21 protein-coding genes are annotated in these 21,296 nt (G+C 60.8%); 14 read left to right on the forward strand and 7 right to left on the reverse strand.

Features of this window, described 5'->3' with window-relative positions:
• The first annotated feature begins 96 nt into the window (after window positions 1-96).
• Window positions 97-1,446 carry an O-antigen ligase family protein gene (locus J2X43_RS10690; RefSeq protein WP_310293842.1) on the forward strand — a complete coding sequence of 450 codons (1,350 nt, stop codon included), beginning with the start codon at window positions 97-99 and terminating at the stop codon, window positions 1,444-1,446.
• Window positions 1,446-2,714, forward strand: coding sequence for a glycosyltransferase family 1 protein (locus tag J2X43_RS10695; RefSeq protein WP_310293844.1), 1,269 nt, complete (start codon window positions 1,446-1,448; stop codon window positions 2,712-2,714). The genes J2X43_RS10690 and J2X43_RS10695 overlap by 1 nt, the downstream gene beginning before the upstream one ends.
• A 247-nt stretch (window positions 2,715-2,961) precedes the next feature.
• Here J2X43_RS10695 and J2X43_RS10700 read toward each other — a convergent pair whose 3' ends face one another.
• The 3 genes from J2X43_RS10700 to J2X43_RS10710 form a co-directional block, all read right to left on the reverse strand.
• Window positions 2,962-3,615 (reverse strand): methionine ABC transporter permease, encoded by a 654-nt coding sequence (locus J2X43_RS10700; protein WP_310293847.1) that lies wholly within the window; start codon window positions 3,613-3,615, stop codon window positions 2,962-2,964.
• Complete coding sequence (locus J2X43_RS10705; RefSeq protein WP_310293850.1) at window positions 3,596-4,678, reverse strand: methionine ABC transporter ATP-binding protein; 1,083 nt, start codon at window positions 4,676-4,678, stop codon at window positions 3,596-3,598. Before J2X43_RS10705 ends, J2X43_RS10700 begins: the two co-directional genes overlap by 20 nt.
• A gap of 91 nt (window positions 4,679-4,769) precedes the next feature.
• Window positions 4,770-5,603: a MetQ/NlpA family lipoprotein gene (locus J2X43_RS10710; RefSeq protein WP_310293852.1), complete on the reverse strand. Its 834-nt coding sequence runs from the start codon at window positions 5,601-5,603 to the stop codon at window positions 4,770-4,772.
• Window positions 5,604-5,843: 240 nt separating this feature from the next.
• Here J2X43_RS10710 and J2X43_RS10715 point away from each other — a divergent pair, with 240 nt between their 5' ends.
• From J2X43_RS10715 to J2X43_RS10745, 7 genes are all read left to right on the forward strand, one after another.
• Entirely contained in the window at window positions 5,844-7,250 is a 1,407-nt protein-coding gene (locus J2X43_RS10715; RefSeq protein WP_310293853.1) for an FAD-dependent oxidoreductase, read from the forward strand.
• Between the two features lie 174 nt (window positions 7,251-7,424).
• A complete protein-coding gene (msuE, locus tag J2X43_RS10720; RefSeq protein WP_310293855.1) occupies window positions 7,425-7,982 on the forward strand; it encodes an FMN reductase in 558 nt (185 codons plus the stop codon).
• A gap of 5 nt (window positions 7,983-7,987) precedes the next feature.
• Complete coding sequence (locus J2X43_RS10725; protein ID WP_162698748.1) at window positions 7,988-8,161, forward strand: hypothetical protein; 174 nt, start codon at window positions 7,988-7,990, stop codon at window positions 8,159-8,161.
• A gap of 23 nt (window positions 8,162-8,184) precedes the next feature.
• Complete coding sequence (locus J2X43_RS10730; protein ID WP_162698754.1) at window positions 8,185-8,340, forward strand: hypothetical protein; 156 nt, start codon at window positions 8,185-8,187, stop codon at window positions 8,338-8,340.
• A 10-nt stretch (window positions 8,341-8,350) separates the two neighbouring features.
• Window positions 8,351-8,491 (forward strand): hypothetical protein, encoded by a 141-nt coding sequence (locus J2X43_RS10735; RefSeq protein ID WP_310293858.1) that lies wholly within the window; start codon window positions 8,351-8,353, stop codon window positions 8,489-8,491.
• A 12-nt stretch (window positions 8,492-8,503) separates the two neighbouring features.
• Window positions 8,504-9,100 carry an alpha/beta fold hydrolase gene (locus J2X43_RS10740; protein WP_310293860.1) on the forward strand — a complete coding sequence of 199 codons (597 nt, stop codon included), beginning with the start codon at window positions 8,504-8,506 and terminating at the stop codon, window positions 9,098-9,100.
• Between the two features lie 77 nt (window positions 9,101-9,177).
• Window positions 9,178-9,837: a peroxiredoxin gene (locus J2X43_RS10745; protein ID WP_310293862.1), complete on the forward strand. Its 660-nt coding sequence runs from the start codon at window positions 9,178-9,180 to the stop codon at window positions 9,835-9,837.
• A gap of 180 nt (window positions 9,838-10,017) precedes the next feature.
• On the opposite strand, the gene J2X43_RS10750 is transcribed toward J2X43_RS10745, so the two are convergent.
• Window positions 10,018-10,938 carry a LysR substrate-binding domain-containing protein gene (locus J2X43_RS10750; protein WP_310293864.1) on the reverse strand — a complete coding sequence of 307 codons (921 nt, stop codon included), beginning with the start codon at window positions 10,936-10,938 and terminating at the stop codon, window positions 10,018-10,020.
• A 160-nt stretch (window positions 10,939-11,098) separates the two neighbouring features.
• Between J2X43_RS10750 and katG the strand changes: the two genes are divergently transcribed.
• From katG to J2X43_RS10765, 3 genes are all read left to right on the forward strand, one after another.
• Window positions 11,099-13,291, forward strand: a complete 2,193-nt coding sequence (gene katG, locus J2X43_RS10755) for a catalase/peroxidase HPI (protein ID WP_310293866.1) — start codon at window positions 11,099-11,101, stop codon at window positions 13,289-13,291.
• A gap of 395 nt (window positions 13,292-13,686) precedes the next feature.
• Window positions 13,687-14,190, forward strand: coding sequence for a hypothetical protein (locus J2X43_RS10760; RefSeq protein ID WP_310293867.1), 504 nt, complete (start codon window positions 13,687-13,689; stop codon window positions 14,188-14,190).
• A 79-nt stretch (window positions 14,191-14,269) separates the two neighbouring features.
• The gene (locus J2X43_RS10765) at window positions 14,270-14,725 is read left to right on the forward strand and encodes an Rrf2 family transcriptional regulator (protein ID WP_162698756.1); all 456 of its coding nucleotides are present in this window, start codon (window positions 14,270-14,272) and stop codon (window positions 14,723-14,725) included.
• Between the two features lie 105 nt (window positions 14,726-14,830).
• Here the strand turns inward: J2X43_RS10765 and J2X43_RS10770 are convergent, their stop codons facing one another.
• Complete coding sequence (locus tag J2X43_RS10770; RefSeq protein ID WP_112518359.1) at window positions 14,831-15,979, reverse strand: porin; 1,149 nt, start codon at window positions 15,977-15,979, stop codon at window positions 14,831-14,833.
• Between the two features lie 434 nt (window positions 15,980-16,413).
• Here J2X43_RS10770 and J2X43_RS10775 point away from each other — a divergent pair, with 434 nt between their 5' ends.
• Window positions 16,414-16,884, forward strand: a complete 471-nt coding sequence (locus J2X43_RS10775; protein ID WP_112518358.1) for an Rrf2 family transcriptional regulator — start codon at window positions 16,414-16,416, stop codon at window positions 16,882-16,884.
• On the opposite strand, the gene J2X43_RS10780 is transcribed toward J2X43_RS10775, so the two are convergent.
• Window positions 16,885-17,970 (reverse strand): acyl-CoA dehydrogenase family protein, encoded by a 1,086-nt coding sequence (locus tag J2X43_RS10780; protein ID WP_310293871.1) that lies wholly within the window; start codon window positions 17,968-17,970, stop codon window positions 16,885-16,887. It abuts the gene before it with no gap.
• A 228-nt stretch (window positions 17,971-18,198) separates the two neighbouring features.
• Here J2X43_RS10780 and J2X43_RS10785 point away from each other — a divergent pair, with 228 nt between their 5' ends.
• Window positions 18,199-18,936 carry a metallophosphoesterase family protein gene (locus J2X43_RS10785; RefSeq protein WP_310293872.1) on the forward strand — a complete coding sequence of 246 codons (738 nt, stop codon included), beginning with the start codon at window positions 18,199-18,201 and terminating at the stop codon, window positions 18,934-18,936.
• Here the strand turns inward: J2X43_RS10785 and J2X43_RS10790 are convergent, their stop codons facing one another.
• Window positions 18,937-21,294, reverse strand: a complete 2,358-nt coding sequence (locus J2X43_RS10790) for a polysaccharide biosynthesis tyrosine autokinase (RefSeq protein ID WP_310293874.1) — start codon at window positions 21,292-21,294, stop codon at window positions 18,937-18,939.
• Between the last annotated feature and the right edge of the window lie 2 nt (window positions 21,295-21,296).

Consider the following 21,296-nt stretch of genomic DNA (forward strand, 5'->3'; position numbering starts at 1 on the left):
AACAATGCTTGCCACGCCGCGGCGATGAGGCTTATTTGCAGCGAAGCTGATGCTGGATGGTGCATTTCCGGCTCTTGAGTAATGTGTGAGGCGGCTATGTTTTCCAAAGCGCGGGCGGTTCTGGACGATGGGTTCATCGTGGGATTGGTATTCGCGCTTTTCCTGGCAGGCAAGATCGTCCCCTATTTGGCCGTCGTCGGTGTGCTGCCGATCTTCCTGTTCTGGACGAAATCGGATTATGCAAAGTCGCGTGGAGCAATTCTACGGTTTGCGCTTCCGGTGGTCGGCTATCTTGCTTTCTGCTTTTTGCTGCTAATCTTCTACCCAGGTCTTCAGCCGGGCGAGAAGCCGCCAAGAAATCCGGACATCGAGCTCTATGCAATCGCTGCCGTGATGGCGGGCATCGGCTTTTTCCGCGGCCAACAGATCAAGAATCTCCATGCGCGATTTCATGCAATCGCTCCTTGGTCGCTTGTTGCCGCATTCGCCGTACTCAGCGGCTACATGTTCCTCCGCATCCAAGACGACTGTCGCGTGCGTGCGGAAGCTGCTTGGCCGTTCATTCCGGCCGTTATTTTCACAACGTTGTCTTTCCTATTGCTCCTTGACTGGGAGCGGTTGTCGAAGCGCGCGCGTTTTTTGCGGCTTGCGCTGATCTCTCTCAGCGTCGTTGTAGTGCTCGGTTATACGGGCGCACGCGGTGTCGGCGTTGGACAGTTTGCTGTGCTTGCGGCATTTATTCTGCTGCGGTTGTCGCACAAGTTTCAGGCTGGTCTGCCCACCGCGACTGAGCTTTTGGCATGTGCCGCCATCGGAGTGTTGCTCTGTTTCCCGGTGCAAGCGGTAACTGGATGCAATAATTTTGGCAGACTACCCGCTCTCTTCGACATGGTGCGCAATGCGTATGCGGATGATGTTGGCACTTCAATGCGCGCGACCGGATCTGGCGCTGCAACTCAAACTGAAGGCAGTGAGGGTAAAGGAGATGCATTACGCGCTGAAGCCGAGCGCGATGCAGCTCGACGGTCTGGTAATCCCTCGATAACGCTACGCCTGGATATGTGGGCGGTATCAGCGAATGCTATTCGTGAAGCGCCTTTCTTTGGTCACGGTGCACTGTCACTTCGGTCGATCATTCAAGATCGGTTTGGTTTCGAGCATAACCATAATCAGTATCTGTCGTGGCTGGTGACCGGGGGGATCGTTTTCTTATGTTTTGGCTTGCTGTTCTTGTTCACGCCTTATCTGCTCTCCTATGGGCTTCCACCCGCTAACCGAGCGGTTTTGACATTGTCAGTCACTGGGCTTTGGGGCATAGCGATGGTCTTCGATTCTTTTCTAAGTCTCGATTTCTACCTGCATTATTTCAGTTTGTTGCTCGGCTTCTTGTTCGCTCTGACAAGCGATATGGTCCGAGCAAAACGCCTGCAGAACGAGTGCACCTGATGCCGCAAGATACCGTTTTCTTTGATGTTACAGAAGCTTTGCTATCTGCTTCGGCTCGGCGCATCCAAAATTATGGCATTGCCCGGACGGTTGTCGAGGTCGGCAAAGAGGCCGCTCCACTTGATGAGAATATCCGCTTCGTTGTTTTTTCTTTCGGCACGCGATGCTTTTACGAAGTGAAATGGCACAGGGCCGACGATGGCACGGTGGTATTTGATTTGCCGGAAAATGTCGGTCAGCGCTGGTTTCGGACATATTACGGCGGAGCGTTTCTGCTGTCGGGCATTGCGCATCTGCTCAATATCTCGATGGCATCAAGGCGCAACAAACGGCTCTGGGAGAAGAACGCGAGTAGCCTTTCGAAGATCGATATCCAGGATGGGTTATTCGTTTCGGCGGGGCGGCCGAAGTTGATCGTCGACATGATCAAGGCACTGAAGAATGCGGGATCCAAGGCGGCCGTCGTGCCGCTGCTTCACGATTTTATGCCATTGCATAATGGCGCCACAAAGCGGTTCCGTCGCTTCGACCGCAATTTCCTGCGGGACAATCGCTTCGTTATCGAGCGGTCGAAACTGATCCTCGCCAATTCCGAATTCACAAGGGACGAACTGGGACGCTTTGCTGCGGCAAGAATGCTGCCGAAACCGGGGCCGGTCGCGGTCGTCCCGCTGGTTCACCATTGTCCTGATGGTGTCGAGGCTCCGGAAATCAGCCTGCCTGCGGCACCTTACCTGCTTTCCGTAGGGGTTAATCTTGGCCGCAAGAATATCGAGGTGGTGTTTAACGCGCTGCTGCGGATGAAGGCAGCCGGCCGTGAAGTTCCCAACCTCGTTCTTGCCGGCGCTCCCCGGAAGAGACTTAAGCGCTATGCTGAGCAGGCCGCGTTGCGCCCCATTCGCGATCATATCATTTTTGCCAAGAACCCCAATCAGACCGATCTCGTCCGTCTGTATACCAATGCCCTCGCGGTGGTGGTTCCTAGCCGGATAGAAGGCTGGGGGCTGCCTGCCGGTGAAGCACTGTGGTGCGGAACGCCGGCGATCTGCTCGACCGCCCCGGTCCTTCGCGAAGTTTGCGGTGACCTGGGTCTCTATTTCGATCCGGATGATCCAGATGCGTTGGCAGCGCTGGTCGATAAGTTGATGCAGGATACATCGTACCGCGAAAGCCTGCGGCAGCAGATAGCGGAGGCCAAGCCCCGGCTGCGCACCTGGAAGACTGTCGCAGGGGAAGTCTTGGCCGCTCTTCGCGCGATAAAGCGTTAGGCTGTTCAACTTTTGACGCCAGAGTAGAGCTGCTCTGCCTCGCTGTTGCGAGGCCTGCCATCTCGGCCAGCAGATGCTGGAACTCTGGGAGCGCAGCGGCGGCATCGGCCGCCTGTCGCAAGATCGCACCGACGAGATGGGTTTGCTGCTCTCAAAGCTTAGCGAGCTGAACTCATGCTTGGGGCGGATCGGGTGAGCGAGAGGGTGCGTCGGCTGCGCGGCGCGCCCTCTGACATCTGGCTAAGTTTCAGCGGTGATCCAGCCGCTCCACCAGCCGGTCGCCGAGCCACTGGATGCCGCAGACCAACACGATGAGCACGATGACGACGGCGATCATTACCGATGTCTCGAAGCGCTGGTAGCCGTAGCGGATCGCCAGATCGCCGAGGCCGCCGGCACCAATCGCACCGGCCATGGCCGAGGCGCCGATCAAGGTCACCAGCGTTACCGTGAAGCCTGCGACGATGCCGGGCAGGGCTTCGGGCACCAGCACCTCGCGGATGATCGTCCAGCGATTGCCGCCCATGGCGCGGACGGCGTCGATCAGGCCGCGGTCGACTTCGCGCAGCGACACTTCGGCGATGCGGGCGTAGTAGGGTGTCGCGGCGATGGCCAAGGGCACGATCGCGGCCCAGGTGCCGAGTGCGGTGCCGACGATCAGCCGCGTCAGCGGGATCAGCGCCACCAGCAGGATGATGAAAGGCACCGAGCGGAAACCGTTGATGACGGCGCCGAGGACGCTGTTAATCCAACGGTTTTCGGCAATGCCGCCGCGGGCCGTCAGTACCAGCGCCAGGCCGAGCGGCAGGCCGGCGGCCAGCGAGATGATGCCGGATGCGGCGGTCATCAGGATGGTTTCCCAGAGCGACCGCAGCAGCAGGTCAAGCATGATCGGTGTCATAGCCGAGTACCTCCACCCGCGCCGAGCGGGCCATCAGAAATTGTTCGACCTTACCCTTGAGGCCGGGATCGCGGGCCGGGACGGCGATGAAGAAACGTGCCACCGGCTGGTTCTGGATGTGATCGATGCCGCCATGGACGAGGCGGAAGGAATGCGGGAGTGCTGCCGAAAGATCGGCAAACAGCGCGCCCTGCGCCTCCGGTCCGGCGAGATCGACGCTGAGGATCGCTTCGGTCCCGGTTTCGGGCGAAAGCCTGGCGGCGATATGCTCCGGAAGCTGCGGGCGGATGCTGCCGAGCAGGCTCTTCGTGATCGTGCTCTGCGGATTGCCGAAGACCGACCAGACCTGTCCTTCCTCGACGATCCGGCCTGCATCGATGACCGCGACGCGATCGGCAATGCCGCGGATCACTTCCATCTCGTGGGTGATCAGCACCACCGTCAGGCCCAGCTTGCGGTTGATGTCCTTCAGCAGCGCCAGGATCGAACGGGTGGTTTCCGGATCGAGCGCCGATGTCGCTTCGTCGGAGAGAAGCAGGGCCGGGCGGGCTGCCAGCGCACGGGCAATGCCGACGCGCTGCTTCTGGCCGCCCGACAGCGATGAGGGATAGGCTTTCGCCTTGTCTGCGAGACCGACGAGATCGAGCAGTTCGCGTGCCCGCTTCAGGCGTTCGGCCTTCGCCACGCCTTCGATCTTCAGCGGCAGGGCGATGTTTTCCTCGACCGTCTTCGACGACAGCAGATTGAAATGCTGGAAGATCATGCCGATGCGGCGGCGCAGCGGCTGAAGCGCGCTTTCCGGAAGGCCGGTGATATCGCGGCCCTCGATATGGATTTCGCCGCTATCGGCCCGCTCCAAACCATTCAGGCAGCGGATCAGCGTCGATTTGCCGGCGCCGCTGCGGCCGATAATGCCGAAGATTTCGCCTTTCCTGACCGTCAGCGAAATGCCGTCGAGGGCGGGCGTCTCGCCGAAGCGGCGCTTGACGTCAACCAGCCGGACGACCTCGGCCGCGGCATCCTGCTTCGCCCCGATTGCCGGGGCGGACACGTTAGAATTCATTGTCTTTCCTTCAGAAATGCCCAAGGCGGCCCGGACGACTGACGTCCGGACCGCCTTGGATTCGCGCCTTTCCCCCAGCGCGAATTTTGACTTAGTAGGCGCTCAGGCCCGTGCCCTTGTAGACCTTGTCGAACTCGGCCTTGACGGTGTCGTTCTGATAGGCCGAAACCAGCGTCTTCACCCAATCGGCGTCCTTGTTGTCTTCCTTGACGGCGATGAAGTTGCGGTAGGGGTTGTCGGCGATCGGCTCTTGGGCGATGCGCTCCTTCGGAGACAGACCGCTCTTCAGCGCCCAGTCGGTATTGACGACGGCGCCGTCGAGATCGTCGATCGAGCGGCCGACGATGCCGGCGTCGAGTTCCTTGATCTCGAGCTTCTTCGGGTTCTCGGTGACATCGGCGAGGGTTGCGAGAATGCCGGTGCCGTCCTTGAGCCTGATCAGGCCCTCGTTCTGCAGCACGCGTAGCGCACGGCCTTCGTTCGACGGGTCGTTCGGTACGCCGATAATGGCGCCCTCGGGGATCTCGGCGACCGTCTTGTACTTCTTGGTGTAGAGGCCGATCGGCCAGACGCCGGTATAGCCGACGCGAACGATATGGTAGCCATGCGTCTTGATCTGGTTGTCGAGGTAAGGCTGGTGCTGGAAAGCGTTGGCATCGACTTCGCCGCGCTCCAGCGCTTCGTTCGGCTGCGTATAGTCGTTAAAGGCGATGGTCTCGATCTTGAGACCCTTCTTGGCGGCTTCCGCGGTCACGACGCGCCAGACGTCTTCGTCCTCGCCGCTCATGATGCCGACCTTGATGGATTTGTCGGCTGCGACCGAGGGGAGCGGTGCGGCAAAGGTTGCCAGCGCGACGGCCGAAACGGCGAGCGCTGCAAGGCTTGCGCGGCGCGTCAGGGCGAGCGTGGAGAAAGTCTTGTTCATATTATTGTCCCGTCTTGATGATGAGAATTGATCTCTAAACAGCCAAAAGCATGTCAGATCGCGGGCGCGCCTTCGAAGCACGGGTGTCTCTTCTCGAATGCAGGCCGGAAAAACTCTTGCGAAAGCGGCGGAGCTTGCCGAATAAAATTCCACATTTTTTATAGAGTGTATTGGTTGTGCGGAATGATGATCCGCCTTATTGCGGATTGCAGCAGTAAATGATCCAGGTACGATAACGCGATGAACAGCGGTGGCGGTCTTTCCAAGGTCGTGGCAATTATTGGCGGGGGCGTATCCGGCGCCGGTGCCGCCTATCATCTTGCACAAGCGCTCGTGCCCGGGCAGGCCGATATCATCGTCTTCGAACCGCGCGAGGAGCTTGGCCGCGGGCTCGCCTACGACACGACGGATGCGGCGCACCGCATCAATGTGCCCGCCGCCCGCATGAGCCTGTTTCCCGATAGGCCGGAAGATTTTCTCGACTGGATCGCCGCCACCGATGGCGTTGCCGGCGATCCGCGGGCTGTTCGCCCCGATGGCAGCCTCTTTCCGAAGCGCAGCCTTTTCGGCGCCTATATTGCCGCCCGTGTGCAGCCGCTCGTTGACGAGGGCCGGATCATCCACAGGCGCGCGTTGGTGACCGGTGTCGAGAAAACATCGGATAAGTGGGTTATTTCCGACAGTGCCGGTGCGGAGACCCGCGCCGACTATCTGGTGATCGCAACGACGCATCCCGCACCGTCCGCACCCCGCGGACTGCAGGCCGCACTCGCCGGTCATCCGCGATATGTTGCCGATCCGACGGCTGCAGGCGCGCTCGATGCGATCCGCCCTGATGACCGTGTGCTGATCGTCGGCAATGGTTTGACAGCGGCCGATATCGTCGCGTCGCTGTCGCTTGCCGGTCATCACGGCGAGATCGTTTCCGCTTCCAGGCGCGGTCTGCGGTCGCGCGGCCATGCCGCGGTGGCGCAGGAGCCGTTCGGTGATTCCACGGCGCAACCCGCGAAGACCGCCTCGCAGCTGCTGAAGAGCATTCGCCGGGCGATTGACGAGGCGGGCAGGGCGGGCATCAGCTGGCATGCCGTCATCGATGAGGTGCGCGGCCATGGACGGCAGATCTGGCAGGGGCTTGCGCTTGCCGAGCGGCAGCGCATCGTCCGGCATCTGCGTCCGTTCTGGGATGTGCATCGCTTCCGGATCGCTCCGCAGGTGGAGGAGGCTCTCGATCAGGCAATCGGCGAGGGGCGGCTTTCGGTGCTGGCCGCGTCGGTGCGCGATGCCGAACGTGATGGCGAGGAGATCGGCGTCACGCTGAGGCTTCGCAACGGCAGCACGCTGGCGAAGACCTTCGACGCCGTGGTGGTGACCACGGGGCCGGCGCATGGTGGCATCCTGCAGAGCCAGCTCTGGCTTAGCGAGCTGGCCGAGGCAGGCTGGCTGGAGCTCGATCCGACGGGGCTGGGCATCGCCTGCAACGATCGTTGCGAGGCGATCGGCCGGGCAGGCGACGCCGAACCGTCGCTGCTGATCGGCGGGCCGCTGGCGCGTGGTACCTTCGGCGAACTGATGGGCCTGCCGCAGGTGACCGAGCATTCGGTCTTCGTCGCAGCCGAGTTGCAGCGCAAGCTGTTGCAGGCTGACTGACAGAGGCGCCTTTTCGCACCGTTTTAGCGCTTGTTCGCCTGCGGCTCATTGCCATCCCGGACAAAGCTCAACCTGAGGGATCGAATTTCCCTGCCGCTCTCCAGAATGGAATTCCATTCCTTTAGTGCACTAAATTTATAGAGAATATTTAGCGCAAGATTAAAGGAGAGAGACATGCCCCTTCGCCTCGTGGGAATCGCCGGCAGCTTCAGCCGCCCGTCCAAGACCTACGCGCTCGTCGACCATATCGCCGGTTTGGCGGCTGAAAGCTATGGTTTCTCGACGAAGGTCTACGACCTGCACGACGTCGGTCCGTCGCTTGGTTCGTCGCTGCGGCGTAAGGAGCTTGATGCGCAGGCTGCCGCCGTCATCGACGATATCGTCAATGCCGACGTGCTGGTGGTCGGCTCGCCGACCTACAAGGGTTCCTATCCCGGCCATTTCAAGCATCTGATCGATCTGATCGAGCCGCATGAGCTGCGCTCCAAGCCTGTGATCATCACCGCGACCGGTGGCGGTGACCGGCATGCGCTGATGGTCGAGCATCAGCTGCGCCCGCTGTTCGGTTTCTTCATGGCCCACACGCTGCCGACGGCCGTCTACGCCTCGGATCGTGATTTCACCGACTACAAGGTCTCGTCGGAACCGTTGTCCGGCCGGATCGGCGCCGTTGTCGATGAGCTGGCGGCCTTCTTCCCGGCCTCACGCCGCAACCTTCAAGCCGCGGAGTAACGCTCATGGGCGGCGCTGGCTTGGGTTTGCGGATGGCGGACGAGCTCTGGAACGTCTTCGATTTTTCCCGCCGCTACCGGCTTCCGGTCCGTGAACAGAACCGCCTACTGATGCTTTTCGGCCCGGTGGCCCGTGCCGAAGACCTGCTTGCCAATGCAAGACGCAACCAGTCGATCTGACGATCTCATAAGGAGAACGGGTTATGAGGCTTGTATTCGAAATCCTGTCGATCCTGCGGCAGGCGCTCAGCCATCCGCAGCCGCTCGATGCGTCGCTGCTTTCCGAAGGCGACCGGGAGCCCAGCGCCCGCGACTATGAATTCTACTATTGGACCCCGGCTTCCGGGCCCTGGTATTGAGGAGGCTGGCATGGCCGTTTTCGACGACCGCCGCCCGGCGCCGCTTTCACCGTCCGGCCGGATCCTGCGCAGCAGCGCCGATCTAGCCGCACCGGCTGCCGCGGCACTCTCCTTTGCTCTGCTTTTTGCCATCACGTTCGGCATTCTCTAGATCGGAGACGACATGACGCCGGTACTTATCGTTCCCGGACTTTTCGGATCGGAAGAGGCGCATTGGCAGGGCGCCTGGCTCAAGGATCACCCCGAGAGCCGTCTGGTTCAGCAGGAAGACTGGGATCATCCGCGCGTCACCCCATGGCTGGAAGCTCTGGAAACGGAGCTGGAGCGGGCGGGCGAGGCCTTCATCGTCGCCCACAGCCTCGGTTGCCTGCTGGCAGCCCGTCTGGCCGGACGGCCGGCGGCCCGGCGCGTCAAGGGCGCGCTGCTGGTCGCCCCTTGCGATCTCAAGGTTACCGACAAGCTGCATCCCGGCCAGATCGGCTTCGGCACCATGCCGACGGAATGGCTGCCGTTTCCAAGCATGCTCGTCGGCAGCCTCAACGATCATTACATGTCGCTTGAGCGGCTGACGCTGTTCTCCAGGCTCTGGGGCAGCGATCTGCGCAATGCCGGGCTCGCCGGGCACATCAATGTCACCAGCGGATACGGCCGCTGGCCGGGCGGCTACCGACTGTTCGAAACGCTGAAAACAAAGACGCGGCATCTGAGCAAAATCCCGCCGAAAAGGCATTCACTGGAGCGGGAAGTTCCTCTAGCGTAGCGGCGGATATTTCACCCTGTCAGGCATGAGGCATTCCCAGCCCCTGGCTGTCACCATCTTCATAAAGGTCCTATTCCATGAGCCTGCGCATCAATGACGTCGCCCCGGATTTCAGTGCTGACACCAGCCAGGGTCCTATCCAGTTTCATGACTGGATCGGAAATGGCTGGGCGGTGCTGTTCTCACATCCGAAGAACTTCACGCCTGTCTGCACCACGGAACTCGGCGCCATGGCCGGGCTCGAAGGCGAATTCCGTCAGCGAGGCGTCAAGATCATCGGCATTTCGGTCGATCCGGTCGAAAGCCACGCCAAGTGGAAGGGCGATATCAAGACGGCGACCGGCTTCGAGGTCGAGTATCCGCTGATCGGCGACAAGGATCTGAAGGTCGCCAAGCTCTACGATATGCTGCCGGCCGGCGCCGGCGAGAGCTCGGAAGGCCGCACGCCCGCGGATAACGCGACTGTGCGCTCGGTCTTCGTGATCGGTCCCGACAAGAAGATCAAGCTTGTTCTCACCTATCCGATGACGACAGGCCGCAACTTCGCGGAGATCCTGCGCGCAATCGATTCCATCCAGCTGACGGCCAAGCATCAGGTCGCGACGCCCGCCAACTGGCAGCAGGGCGACGACGTGATCATCACCGCCGCCGTCTCCAACGAGGATGCCATCGCACGGTTTGGTTCGTTCGATACGGTGCTGCCGTATCTGCGCAAGACGAAGCAGCCTGCTGCTTGATGGGTGTCGCGGATGAGGCGCGCGCAGTGCTAGCGGGCCCCTCATCCGCCCTTCGGGCACCTTCTCCCCAGGGGGGAAGGGAAAACAAAGGATGCCGCTCGCGCCGACATCCCACTCTCCCCTCGGGAGAGGGCAGGGTGAGGGGGCTCCGGGTATACGTGTCCCAAGGAGGCGCCACCTTCACGCCTCGGCGTGAATATGCTGCCTCTGCACGCTCCCCGCAGACCTCCTGATCACCTCACCGATCTCCATCAGCTGCCTGACCAGCGGGGTCGAGTTGCGCCAGATCATGCCGATGGTGCGTGATGGCCGGGGCGACTGGAAGCGGGCGATCGAGACCTGCGCCGAGCGGGTTTCGATTGGGACGGCCATTTCCGGGATCAGCGTGACGCCGATACCGGCGCCGACCATCTGGACCAGCGTGGAGAGCGAGCTGCCTTCCATGATTTCCCGCGGCCGCGCTGAGCCGATGCGGCAGAAGGACAGCGCCTGCTCGCGGAAGCAATGGCCTTCCTCGAGCAGCAGCAGCCGCATTTCGCGCAGCATGTCGCGGTCGGGCACCGGGCGGCCTTCATCTTCCAGACGGCGGACGAGCACGAATTCCTCGTCGAACAGTTTCAGTTCGGCCAGCGACGGTTCCGAGACCGGGAGGGCGACGATCGCCAGATCGAGATCGCCTCGTGACAGCTCCTGCACGAGCTTTGCGGTCTGTGTCTCGCGGACGTCGATCTGAATCCCGTCGAATGTGGCGTTCAGATCGTTTATGATTGCCGGAAGCAGATAGGGCGCAACGGTCGGAATAATGCCGATCCTCAAACGCGCCAGGAATGGATCGCGCGATGCACGGGCGAGATCGCCGAGCTCATCGACTGCACGTAAAATGTCATGAGCGCGGGAGGCGAACATCTGGCCGAAGGCGGTGAGCTTCACCTCGCGGGCGCTGCGTTCGAAGAGATCGTTTCCCAGCTCTTCCTCGAGCTCCTTGATCTGCATCGAGAGCGCCGGCTGCGAGATGGCGCAGGCATCCGCGGCAAGGCGGAAACGGCCGTGGCGGGCGAGCGCCTCGAAATAGCGCAGCTGTTTCAATGTCAGGTTCTTCATAACTTTATCTTATCGCGGCAATCAGTAAATCCAACTTAAATTTATCACATGCTTCCGATAAGAAGAGGGTAAGGGAGGAGGCGCCGAGGCGCTCAGCCGGCCAGAAGGCACGGCCCCTCCCTGTCGACGGCAGATCATCGAATAATTCAAGGAGAACGTCATGGACGACCAGAAACCCGACAGCGCAGGCAAATGTCCCGTCCCGCACGGCGGTAATACGCCGCGCGCCAGAGGCAATCGCGAATGGTGGCCGAACCAGCTCAACGTGCAGATGCTGCACGGCCATTCCGTCCGCTCCGACCCGATGGGTGAGGGCTTCAACTATGCCGAAGAGTTCAAGAAGCTCGATCTCGAAGCGCTGAAGCAGGACCTTCATGCGCTGATGACCGATTCGCAAGAATGGTGGCCGGCCGACTTCGGTCACTATGGCGGCCTGTTCATCCGCATGGCCTGGCATAGCGCCGGTACCTACCGCATCACCGACGGCCGTGGCGGCGCCGGTCAGGGGCAGCAGCGCTTTGCGCCGCTCAACAGCTGGCCTGACAACGTCAACCTCGACAAGGCCCGCCGTCTCCTGTGGCCGATCAAGCAGAAATACGGCGACAGCATTTCCTGGGCCGACCTTCTGATCCTGACCGGCAACGTTGCACTTGAGTCGATGGGTTTCAAGACCTTCGGCTTTGCCGGTGGCCGTGCCGACGTCTGGGAGCCGGAAGAACTCTATTGGGGTCCTGAAGGCACATGGCTCGGCGACGAGCGCTACAGCGGCGAACGCGAGCTGGCAGAGCCGCTCGGTGCCGTACAGATGGGCCTCATCTACGTCAACCCGGAAGGCCCGAACGGCAATCCGGATCCGCTCGCTTCGGCACGCGACATTCGCGACACTTTCGCCCGCATGGCGATGAACGACGAAGAAACCGTGGCGCTGATCGCTGGCGGCCACACCTTCGGCAAGACCCATGGTGCTGGCGATCCGTCCCTCGTCGGCGTCGAGCCGGAAGGCGGCGCGATCGAAGATCAGGGTCTCGGCTGGAACAGCAAGTTCGGCACCGGCCGGGCAGGGGACACGATCGGCAGCGGTCTCGAAGTCACCTGGACGCAGACGCCGACGCAATGGAGCAACTTTTTCTTCGAAAACCTGTTCGGCTTCGAGTGGGAGCTGACCACAAGTCCGGCGGGTGCCAAGCAGTGGGTGGCGAAGACCACCGAAGCCTCGGTTCCTGATGCTTTCGACGCGTCGAAGAAGCATCGCCCGACGATGCTGACCAGTGACCTGGCGCTGCGTTTCGACCCGATCTACGAAAAGATCTCGCGCCGCTTCCTGGAAAACCCGGCCGAGTTCGCCGACGCGTTCGCTCGCGCCTGGTTCAAGCTGACGCACCGCGACATGGGCCCGAAAGCCCGCTATCTCGGTCCGGATGTTCCCGCGGAAGATCTGATCTGGCAGGATGTCGTTCCGGCCGTCGATCACAAGTTGATCGACGATGCGGACATCGCCGCTCTGAAGGAGAAGGTTCTCTCGACCGGTCTTTCCGTGCAGGAGCTGGTTTCCACCGCCTGGGCGTCCGCCTCGAGCTTCCGCGGTTCCGACAAGCGTGGTGGTGCCAATGGGGCGCGCGTCCGTCTTGCGCCGCAGAAGGATTGGGAAGCCAACCAGCCAGCCCAGCTTGCCAAGGTTCTCGGCGTTCTCGAAGGCATCCAGAAGGAGTTCAACGCTGCCCAGAACACTGGCAAGAAGCTCTCGCTGGCCGACCTGATCGTGCTGGCCGGTGCTGCAGGTGTGGAAAAGGCCGCGAAGGCCGGCGGCCAGTCCGTCAACGTGCCGTTCACGCCGGGCCGCACCGATGCGTCTGATGCACAAACCGACGCTGCTTCCTTCGCAGCGCTGGAGCCACGCGCTGACGCGTTCCGGAACTATGTCAACGGCAAGCGCAAGCAGTTCCTCAAGGCCGAAGAAGCGCTCGTCGACCGTGCCCAGCTGCTGACGCTGACGGCGCCTGAAATGACCGTTCTCATCGGTGGTTTGCGTGTGCTGAAGGCCGGCGCTCCCGAGCATGGCGTCTTCACGTCGCGTCCGGAAACGCTCTCCAACGACTTCTTCGTCAACCTGCTCGATATGGGCACGCAGTGGGCTCCGGCTCCCGGCAAGGACGGCGTTTATGAAGGCCGCGACCGCAAGACTGGTGCAGTCAAGTGGACCGGTACCCGCGTCGACCTGATCTTCGGCTCGCATTCGCAGCTGCGTGCGCTCGCTGAGGTCTATGGCCAGTCCGACGCCAAGGCGAAGTTCGTCAAGGACTTCGTTGCCGCCTGGAACAAGGTGATGAACGCCGACCGTTTCGATCTCGTCTGATCGATAGGATCCGTCTGGACGCGGTAGACCGCGTCCAGACATCTGGCGCTCTTATTCCGCAAGGCTCCGGAATTTCGCGGGATTATGCCTTGCACCCATTTGCGCTGACTAATTTACGCCTGGATTAATCACATTTTTGGGACAGTGTGTTCCAGTTACGGGGATGGAAAATCTCCGGAACAGCCGTTACAGATAGCGTCGTGATATTTCGCGACCGGCCGATTGCGCCGCGCGAGCGACGAGACGACCGTACGGCGAACGCACGGCCGTCGATCCTGACAACAATACGGATAACCCTCTCCATTTCATCCTCCGCGGCGCCAATTCCTCCCAGGCGCATACGCGGCGATCCTGCTTTGATAATTCCTCCCAAGAAATTACAGCCGATACACACCATGACCACACCTTGCCCCGAGTTGTTTAAAACCCTCTTCGGCATCGCCTCCTATCCCGATACGCGGGAGACGGAGGAAAGCGACCTGATGCCGAGCCAAACTTTCAGGACGGCGCTGCGCATCGTTCTGGCTATTGCCTATAATCAGGCGCAGTCGCGCACGACGCCGCACCGCAAGATTTGCCGGATTGGCGGCATAGCCGAGCATGACGCCGATGCGATCCTCGGCCTTTTGAAGTTCGCAGATATTGTCAGCGGCGATGATGAAGGTTACCGGCTTGCCCGGTCGCCGCGCATGGTCTCGCTTGCCGAAATTTATGCCGCCGTCACGCCGGCCCGCAAGCTGCCGAAGACAAGCTTCGATTATCTCTATGATGCTCTGATCGACAAGGCCCGCACGGCAGCCATTGCCGACCTCGATGGCATTGATCTCTCTTCGACGCTCGCCGATCTGCTTGGGACCGGGCAAGGCACGAGTTTTGAAGTGGTCGACCGCGGCCACTAGCAACTGCAACTCGCCGATTCACAGCAATCGGCGATAGTGGTTCTAGATTTTTTGCTGTTTCGGCGGTATGTCACAATTGATGAGTGACACACGGTTTCCGACAGCGCTGCAAATCGTAGTGACGGTCGCGGTCAACGAGGCCGCGGGCGTTCGCACGACGAGCCCGCTATTGGCCGTCAGTCTCGATACAAACCCCAGTTTTGTCAGAAAAATCGTCTCGACTCTGTCGAAATCCGGCATCCTTGTCTCCAGCGACGGGGTCAACGGCGGGATACGCCTTGCAAGGCCGGCACCTGACATCAAGCTTCTCGACATTCATGGCAGCGTGCTACCGGAGCAGAAGGCCTGGTCGGCAAGAGGAGGCATTCCCTCGATCTGCTCGGTCACCCGTAATATCGGCGCTGTCTCGGATCAGCTGAGTGCGCAGGCCGACAGCGCGGTCGCAGGCGTGCTGAAAGGTGTCACTGTGCAGGATTGCATCGAGCAGATCAGCGCACTCGACCGCAGCGATCTCAGTGCCGCAACCCACTCCTAAAAACTCCAAATAAAAAAGAAGCCCGGAGGGAAATCCGGGCTTCTTCACTGTGATCGGAGGTCAACCAGATCACTTGACGTGCGTCTCTAACCGCACGTCAATTCATTAGAAGTCGCGCTGCAGGCGGAAGAAGCCTTCAACCCAGTCAGCATCGCCCTTACCGTCAACCGTCTGATTGCCGTAGTCTTCCTTGACGTAGGTCGCGGTCAGCTTGGCATTCAGGTTTTCAACGACCTGGTAGTCGAGGGTCACGCCGGCGCGCCACATGCTGCCGTCATCCCAGCTGCCGTCAGCATCGGTTACGATGTTGTTGGTGTACTGAGCTGCAGGGGTGATGGTGAACTTGTCGGTTGCCTTCAGAGCGTACTGAGCAACGACCGTCCATTCGCCGTTTGCGTAGTAAGCGTTGCCACCGTTGCCGGCGTCGCCGAGACCGCTCGACCAGATGACTGCAACTTCAGCCTTGCCTGGGCCAACGTCTGCACCGATACGAGCCGTGACGGCGCCTTCCTGGTTGCCAGCGTCATAGCCGCCGTAGACGGCCCAGGTGAAGTTCGAGAACTTGCCGCCGACCGAAGCGTCAACGCCGAGGGTGTTGCCACGCTCGTCCGTGCCGCCAACGAAGGACGAGCTGCGGGTGAAGGTACCGTCGTTGCCACCGAGTTCTTCGAGCGCTACGCCTGCGTAGAAATCGCCAGCGTCATACTGATAGCGAACAGCGTTCGTGTTCGTCACGTTTGCCATTGCATCGGTTTCACCCGAGAAGTCGTCGTCCCACCAGCTGGTGAACTTACCAACGCGCAGGCCAGCGATATCGATATAGGCCTGGTCGATGATCGTGCCGGTGGAAACGCCACCGAGGGTCGTCGAGCTTTCAGCGGTGATGCCGCTTGCGCCTGTAGCAACCGGACGGTTGTTGGCTTCGAGAACGATGCGGCTCGTCAGTGTGCCGTATTCCGTGTCGCTCTTGGCGTCAAAGGCGACGTGAGCGCGGGTACGGGAAGACCAGTCTTCGTTCGAGTTGTTCTTGTAAGCATCGCCGAAGCCGAAGCCGACGTCGAAGCGGAGGTAGCCACCGATCTTGAGGCAGGTTTCGGTGCCCGGAATGTAGAAGTAGCCGGTGCCGTAAGCGTCGCAAACGCGAACGTATTCAACAGCTTCCGGCTCAGCTGCAACAATGGCGTCGGCCGCGTATGCGCCGGACACCGAGCTCAGCGCAGCCGCCGAACCAATGAGAATAGAACGAATGTTCATAGCAGTTCCTTTTTCAATCGGGCGCAGGAGATCGCGCCGAGAAACCAGCGTCAAAAACCCATCCCAGTTTTGTCGAATCCCCTCAGGGGAAAGCGGCAACCCGCGAGTATTGGATCGCACATCAGCCTAACCGTATCAAGCTGAGATACGGTTAGGTCACGCTGTTGCGAACCCCTGTTGCCAAAACGACACAAATTGATGATCTGAAAACGCAGATATGGGCATGCTGCAGCTGCGAAGCAAGGCCTTTGATATTGAAAATAAAACAGAAACGACTGAATCCTGCCGTCCTCTGTGCGAAAAAAGCGGCACTCTGCCCAGGAATCCGATGTAACCTATATAAAAGCTGGCTATTTCATTGCGCGCCCATGGTTTCGGCGTTATTTGACAATAGAAGAAGGCATAATGGCGCGAATACTGCAGGGCTATCGAAGATGCTGACGAAAAAGGGAAAATACGGACTGAAGGCGCTGGTCGATCTGGCCAGGCTGGCGCCCGGAGAGACGGCGTTCATCAACGACGTCGCGGCGCGCAACAACATCCCGAAGAAGTTCCTCGATACGATCCTGCTCGAGCTTCGCAATGTCGGCATCCTGCGCTCGAAGAAGGGGCCGGGCGGCGGCTATTCGCTGTCGCGTCCGGCATCGGAAATTCGAATCGGCCACGTCATCCGTACGCTCGACGGTCCGCTGGCACCGATCCGTTGCGCCAGCCGCACGGCTTATGAAGCCTGTGACGACTGTTCGGATCCCGAGACCTGTCACGTCCGCCGGTCGATGACAGAGGTTCGCGACGCAATTGCCGATATCCTCGACAACATGACGCTGGAGCAGTTCGTCGCCAAGGATGGCAAGCTGGGCGATGCCGACGTCGCTGAGGTTCTGCCGGTTTCGGCGGCCGGCTGATCAGATTTCCCAGTTAGGGCCATAATAGGCGACTGCTTTCGCATGCAAGCCTGCGAGCTTGCCGCCGAGCGCCCGGATGCGGGCATTGCGCCAGTGCCTGTCGAGGTTACGGCCGATACCGCCCACGTCACCCTTGGCGATCTCGAAAATGGCGGCGGCTGTGCGTAATGCCAGTTCGCTTGAATGTGCCTGTGCAGCGGTGGCGGAAAACTCCGCCTCGGTGATCGCCGTCCCTGAATTGATCTGGGCGATATCGAGCCGGTGTCCTGCCCGCTCCAGGAGGGCTGCCGCGGCTTCGATGCCGACAATCAGCCCGCCTGCAGCAGGCGGCATGATTTCGGCTTCCTGCAATTCCGACAGAACGGCGCGGGCAATGCCGAGATCAACGCCGGCATGCAGCAGCGAGGCGATCGCAACGGCCGGTGCCTCCTGGCTGACAGCGGCATCTGCATTGGTCTGAACATTCTCAGCGATCAAAGCCGCGGTGCCGTTGGTGCGCTGGCCAAAGCCGTCCCAGCTGTCGACCACCTGCAGGCCTTCGCTGCTACGGGCAAGATAAAGCAGAAGGTTGCTATCGGGCGTCGAGATCGCCAGCCAGTCGGCAAAGAGCACGCCTGCCGCCTGTCGGCTGCGGCCATTGATGCGGTGGCCGAGGGGAAGGGCGGTAACAGCATCGGTGTCGAAGCTTGCTTCGGCAAAGCGGTCTCCCGCCAAAGCGCGAGTGAACAGCGGGCGCTTGAGATCGTCGCCAGCGTGCTGCCGCAAACCTTCCAAAGCTACGAAATGGACTGCCAGGCATTCGCCGATCGAGGCATCTCCCTCGGCGATGATCGCGACGATCTCCGCCAGCAGCGCGTTGCTGACGTCGAGACCTTCATATTCGGGAGGCACGGTGATCGCCGTCAGTCCCGAGAGCGACAGCGAGTCGAGCTCGGAATAGGGAAGGATGCGATTGATGTCGCGTTCGCTCGACTGGCGCCTGAAATCGGCGGCAAGGCGGCGCGCCGCTGCGACCGCTTCTTCCTCGCTCTCGATCCGGTGTGCGGCCGGTCTCAGCCGGTCGTGCAATTGCGATACTGTTCCCATCGGTCATTCTCTTCCTGATGTCCGTATGAGTGATCGATCCCATCCTTGTTGATAAGGCCGCATTTTCTACAAAATCGGTACGGTTTGAATTTTTCTACCAGCTTGCCAGCCGCAGCCTTTTGCCTAACTATTTCGTAAAGCTCACAATTCGCACTTCACGGCTTCCAGCACAGCGCGGGATCGACTATGGCTCATTCATTCGCAGACGACGACCGTGAGGTTAGGACCATGTCATCGCCATCCCGGCAGCGCCTCCAGTTCGACCCCGGCGATATGCCGATCTATGCGATCGGGGATATCCACGGCCGCCACGACCTGCTGGAGATGGCAGAGCATACGATCGTAAGGGATGCGGCGCGTCTTCCGGGCCGCAAACTACTCATCACGCTTGGGGATTATATCGACCGGGGCCCGTCCTCTGCCCAGGTGATCTCGCATCTTATGATGCCGCCGCCGGAGAATTTCGACCGGATCTGCCTCACCGGCAATCATGAAATCATGATGCTCGACTATATAGACGGCAAGATTTCCTATGCCGAATGGATGCGGATGGGCGCCGATGCGCTGCTGCGCTCCTACGGTCTCGATCCCGAGCATCTGCCGCTGATTTTTCCGACGGCCTCGAAGCTGGATACCTTCATCCGCCAGTCGCTGCCGAAGCCGCATATCGATTTCCTGCGGGAAATGCCGATCTATGCGGATACGCCGGATATTCTCTTCGTCCACGCCGGCATCGATCCGACACTGCCGCTGGAGCGGCAAAGCGACGAAGATCTCGTCTTCATCCGCGAGCGCTTTTTCCAGGCCATGAAGCCGCTGCCGAAGCTTGTCGTCCACGGCCACACGCCGGTCGAGGAGCCGGAGATCGAGGCAATGCGCCTCAATCTCGATACGCGGGCTTTCAAGACAGGCAGACTAACCGTCGCCCGGTTCTGGCGCGGTCAGGTCCACCTTTTCTCCACCTGATCAGGCGTTGGTTTCAGCCGGTTCCTGCTTCTTCGGGATCTCGTCGGTGTAATAGCTGACATATTTCTGGCGGTAGCGTTCGGTGCCGCCAAAATTGCTGAATTTGCTGAGCTCCGACATATCCGTCTTGTTGAGGATAACGCCGAGGATCTTCTGCTTGATCTGCGGCTCGGCATTCAGGATGTCGCGCACCACCGTCGTCGGTGTCTGGCCCCATTCGGTGACGAAGAGGAAGCCATCGACCTGCGGCGCAAAGGCCTTGGCGTCGATGACAGGACCAAGCGGCGCCAGATCGACGACGACGTAGTCGAACATCTTGCGGGCGTTTTCCATCAGGTTGAACATGCCCTGCGACGCGAGCAACTCGCTCGTATGCATCAGGTTGTCGTTGGACACGACCGGCAGGATGGCGAGCTTGGTGCGGTTATCGACCTTGACAGCGCTGGCCCAGGGGATTTCGCCGAGCACGGCTTCGACGAGGCCCTTCTGCGGCGGCTGCTTCAGCATGCGCGTCAGGCCCGGGTTGCGCAAGTCAGCGTCGATCAGCAGCGTGCGCTTGCCGCTGGAGGCCAGCAGGGCCGCGAAGTTGGCCGCAGTCGTGGACTTGCCTTCGCCGGGGAGAGCGGAGACGACGCCGATGACACGGTCGGACTTGCCTTGGAACATGACGTCGCTGGCAAGCTTGGCATTGCGCAGCGTTTCGGCAAAGACCGAACGCGGCGCTTCCAGAACGATGCGCATGATGCGCTCGAAGCTGGCTCCATCGTCGGCCACCGTCTCGACCGGCTGCGGTAGCGGCTCCTTGCGCGGCTTGAAGACCTTGCGTTCCTTCGGCGGCTTGCCGACCAGCGGTAGGTAGCCAAGGAATTTCAGGCCGAGGATGGTGCGTACATCGCCTTCGACACGGAAGAAGCGTTCGCGGAATTCCTGGAAAGCGGTCAGTGCGCCACCGGCCATCAGGCCGAGCACGATGGCGAGACCGAGCGTCATGGTCTTCTTCGGGCTGGAAGGCGAGGCCGGGACACCGGCTTCCGAGATAACGCGTGCCTTGGCGATCGGGAAGGACTGCTGCTGCGAGGCCTGCTCGTAGCGGGCGAGGTAGGATTCGTAGAGGGTCTTCAGCGCCGTTGCGCGCTGTTCCAGATCGTTGAGCTGAACGATCGACTTGTTGGACTCCGAATTCTTGCCGGTCAGGTGCTCGATATTCTGGCGCAGCGACGCTTCGCGCGAGCGGGCGACTTCGAATTCGTTGCGGTAGCTCGACGTCAGCTGCTGCAGTTCCTGGAAGATCTGGCGTGTGAGATCGGCCTTTTCCGTACGAAGCTGGACAGCCTGTGGATGGTCGGCGCCGAAATTGGTGGTGATCTCGGCTTCGCGGCGGCTAACCGAGATGTAGCGCGTGCGCATATCCTGGATGACCGAATTGTCGGTCTGGCCGGAGGAGATCGCCGCATTGTTGACGGCACCATCCGGGCCTTGATCGACGATCGACTTGAACTGGTTGTAGCGGGCCGAAGCGCTGGCGGTATCGGCCTGCGAGACGATCAGCTGCTTGTTGAGGTCGGCCAGCTGCTGCTCGGACATCAGTTCGCCGTTCGCCGAGGTCAGCCCATTCTCGGTCTTGAACTTGGCAACTTCGAGGGCGGCCACCTGCGAACGGTTGCGCAGGTCGGCAAGGCGCTCCTGCAGCCAGACGGAGGCGCGCTCGGTGGCATCGAAATTGGCGTTCAGCGTATCGTTGAGATAGGCGTCGGCATACGCCTTGGTAATCCGGGCGGCGAGCATCCTGTCCGTCGAGCGGAACGAGACGGCGATCACCGAGCTGCGGGTGACGCGGGACACATTCAGCGCCTGCTGCAGCATGGCGGCGGCCTTCTGGCGGCGGCCTTCCTTGGCATCATCGTCCGAAACCGGCGGGCCACCGGGCGTCAATGCGCTGACGACGACCTTTAGGCCGGATTTCACGAGATCGACAGGCCCCTGGCCGGTGTCGAGGATCGTCTGGTTTTCCGACAGGTTTTGCGCATCGACGACGCGCAGCGCCAGCTCGGTCGATTTCAGGATTTCAACGGCGCTGGCGATCTGCATGTCCACCTGCTGGGAGCTGGCGGCCGGCGCCTGATCCTCGGCATATTTGGTCATGCTGTCATCCAGCAGGATCTGCGTCATCGAGGTATATTGCGGCGTGGCGAACAGCAGATAGACGCTGGCAAGTGCCACCAGCGCCGCAACGCAGAGCGCAATCGAACCAGCCCGGCGGATCACAATGGCGATCAGGCGATCGATGTCGATAAAGCTGTCGCTATCGTCAGGGGCCTTCGGGACTGTGCTGTGCAGGGTCAGGTTTCGTTGGTTCATGG

Source organism: Rhizobium sp. BE258 (assembly GCF_031457345.1).
GTDB lineage: Bacteria > Pseudomonadota > Alphaproteobacteria > Rhizobiales > Rhizobiaceae > Rhizobium.

Coding starts and splice junctions, on each gene's coding strand:
- J2X43_RS10780 (WP_310293871.1), bottom strand. CDS start 17,970: ATGGGAACAGTATCGCAATTGCACGACCGGCTGAGACCGGCCGCACAC.
- katG (WP_310293866.1), top strand. CDS start 11,099: ATGGACGACCAGAAACCCGACAGCGCAGGCAAATGTCCCGTCCCGCAC.
- J2X43_RS10765 (WP_162698756.1), top strand. CDS start 14,270: ATGAGTGACACACGGTTTCCGACAGCGCTGCAAATCGTAGTGACGGTC.
- J2X43_RS10715 (WP_310293853.1), top strand. CDS start 5,844: ATGAACAGCGGTGGCGGTCTTTCCAAGGTCGTGGCAATTATTGGCGGG.
- J2X43_RS10785 (WP_310293872.1), top strand. CDS start 18,199: ATGTCATCGCCATCCCGGCAGCGCCTCCAGTTCGACCCCGGCGATATG.
- J2X43_RS10745 (WP_310293862.1), top strand. CDS start 9,178: ATGAGCCTGCGCATCAATGACGTCGCCCCGGATTTCAGTGCTGACACC.
- J2X43_RS10740 (WP_310293860.1), top strand. CDS start 8,504: ATGACGCCGGTACTTATCGTTCCCGGACTTTTCGGATCGGAAGAGGCG.
- J2X43_RS10700 (WP_310293847.1), bottom strand. CDS start 3,615: ATGACACCGATCATGCTTGACCTGCTGCTGCGGTCGCTCTGGGAAACC.
- J2X43_RS10760 (WP_310293867.1), top strand. CDS start 13,687: ATGACCACACCTTGCCCCGAGTTGTTTAAAACCCTCTTCGGCATCGCC.
- J2X43_RS10735 (WP_310293858.1), top strand. CDS start 8,351: ATGGCCGTTTTCGACGACCGCCGCCCGGCGCCGCTTTCACCGTCCGGC.
- J2X43_RS10750 (WP_310293864.1), bottom strand. CDS start 10,938: ATGAAGAACCTGACATTGAAACAGCTGCGCTATTTCGAGGCGCTCGCC.
- J2X43_RS10705 (WP_310293850.1), bottom strand. CDS start 4,678: ATGAATTCTAACGTGTCCGCCCCGGCAATCGGGGCGAAGCAGGATGCC.
- msuE (WP_310293855.1), top strand. CDS start 7,425: ATGCCCCTTCGCCTCGTGGGAATCGCCGGCAGCTTCAGCCGCCCGTCC.
- J2X43_RS10770 (WP_112518359.1), bottom strand. CDS start 15,979: ATGAACATTCGTTCTATTCTCATTGGTTCGGCGGCTGCGCTGAGCTCG.
- J2X43_RS10790 (WP_310293874.1), bottom strand. CDS start 21,294: ATGAACCAACGAAACCTGACCCTGCACAGCACAGTCCCGAAGGCCCCT.
- J2X43_RS10690 (WP_310293842.1), top strand. CDS start 97: ATGTTTTCCAAAGCGCGGGCGGTTCTGGACGATGGGTTCATCGTGGGA.
- J2X43_RS10710 (WP_310293852.1), bottom strand. CDS start 5,603: ATGAACAAGACTTTCTCCACGCTCGCCCTGACGCGCCGCGCAAGCCTT.
- J2X43_RS10730 (WP_162698754.1), top strand. CDS start 8,185: ATGAGGCTTGTATTCGAAATCCTGTCGATCCTGCGGCAGGCGCTCAGC.
- J2X43_RS10695 (WP_310293844.1), top strand. CDS start 1,446: ATGCCGCAAGATACCGTTTTCTTTGATGTTACAGAAGCTTTGCTATCT.
- J2X43_RS10725 (WP_162698748.1), top strand. CDS start 7,988: ATGGGCGGCGCTGGCTTGGGTTTGCGGATGGCGGACGAGCTCTGGAAC.
- J2X43_RS10775 (WP_112518358.1), top strand. CDS start 16,414: ATGCTGACGAAAAAGGGAAAATACGGACTGAAGGCGCTGGTCGATCTG.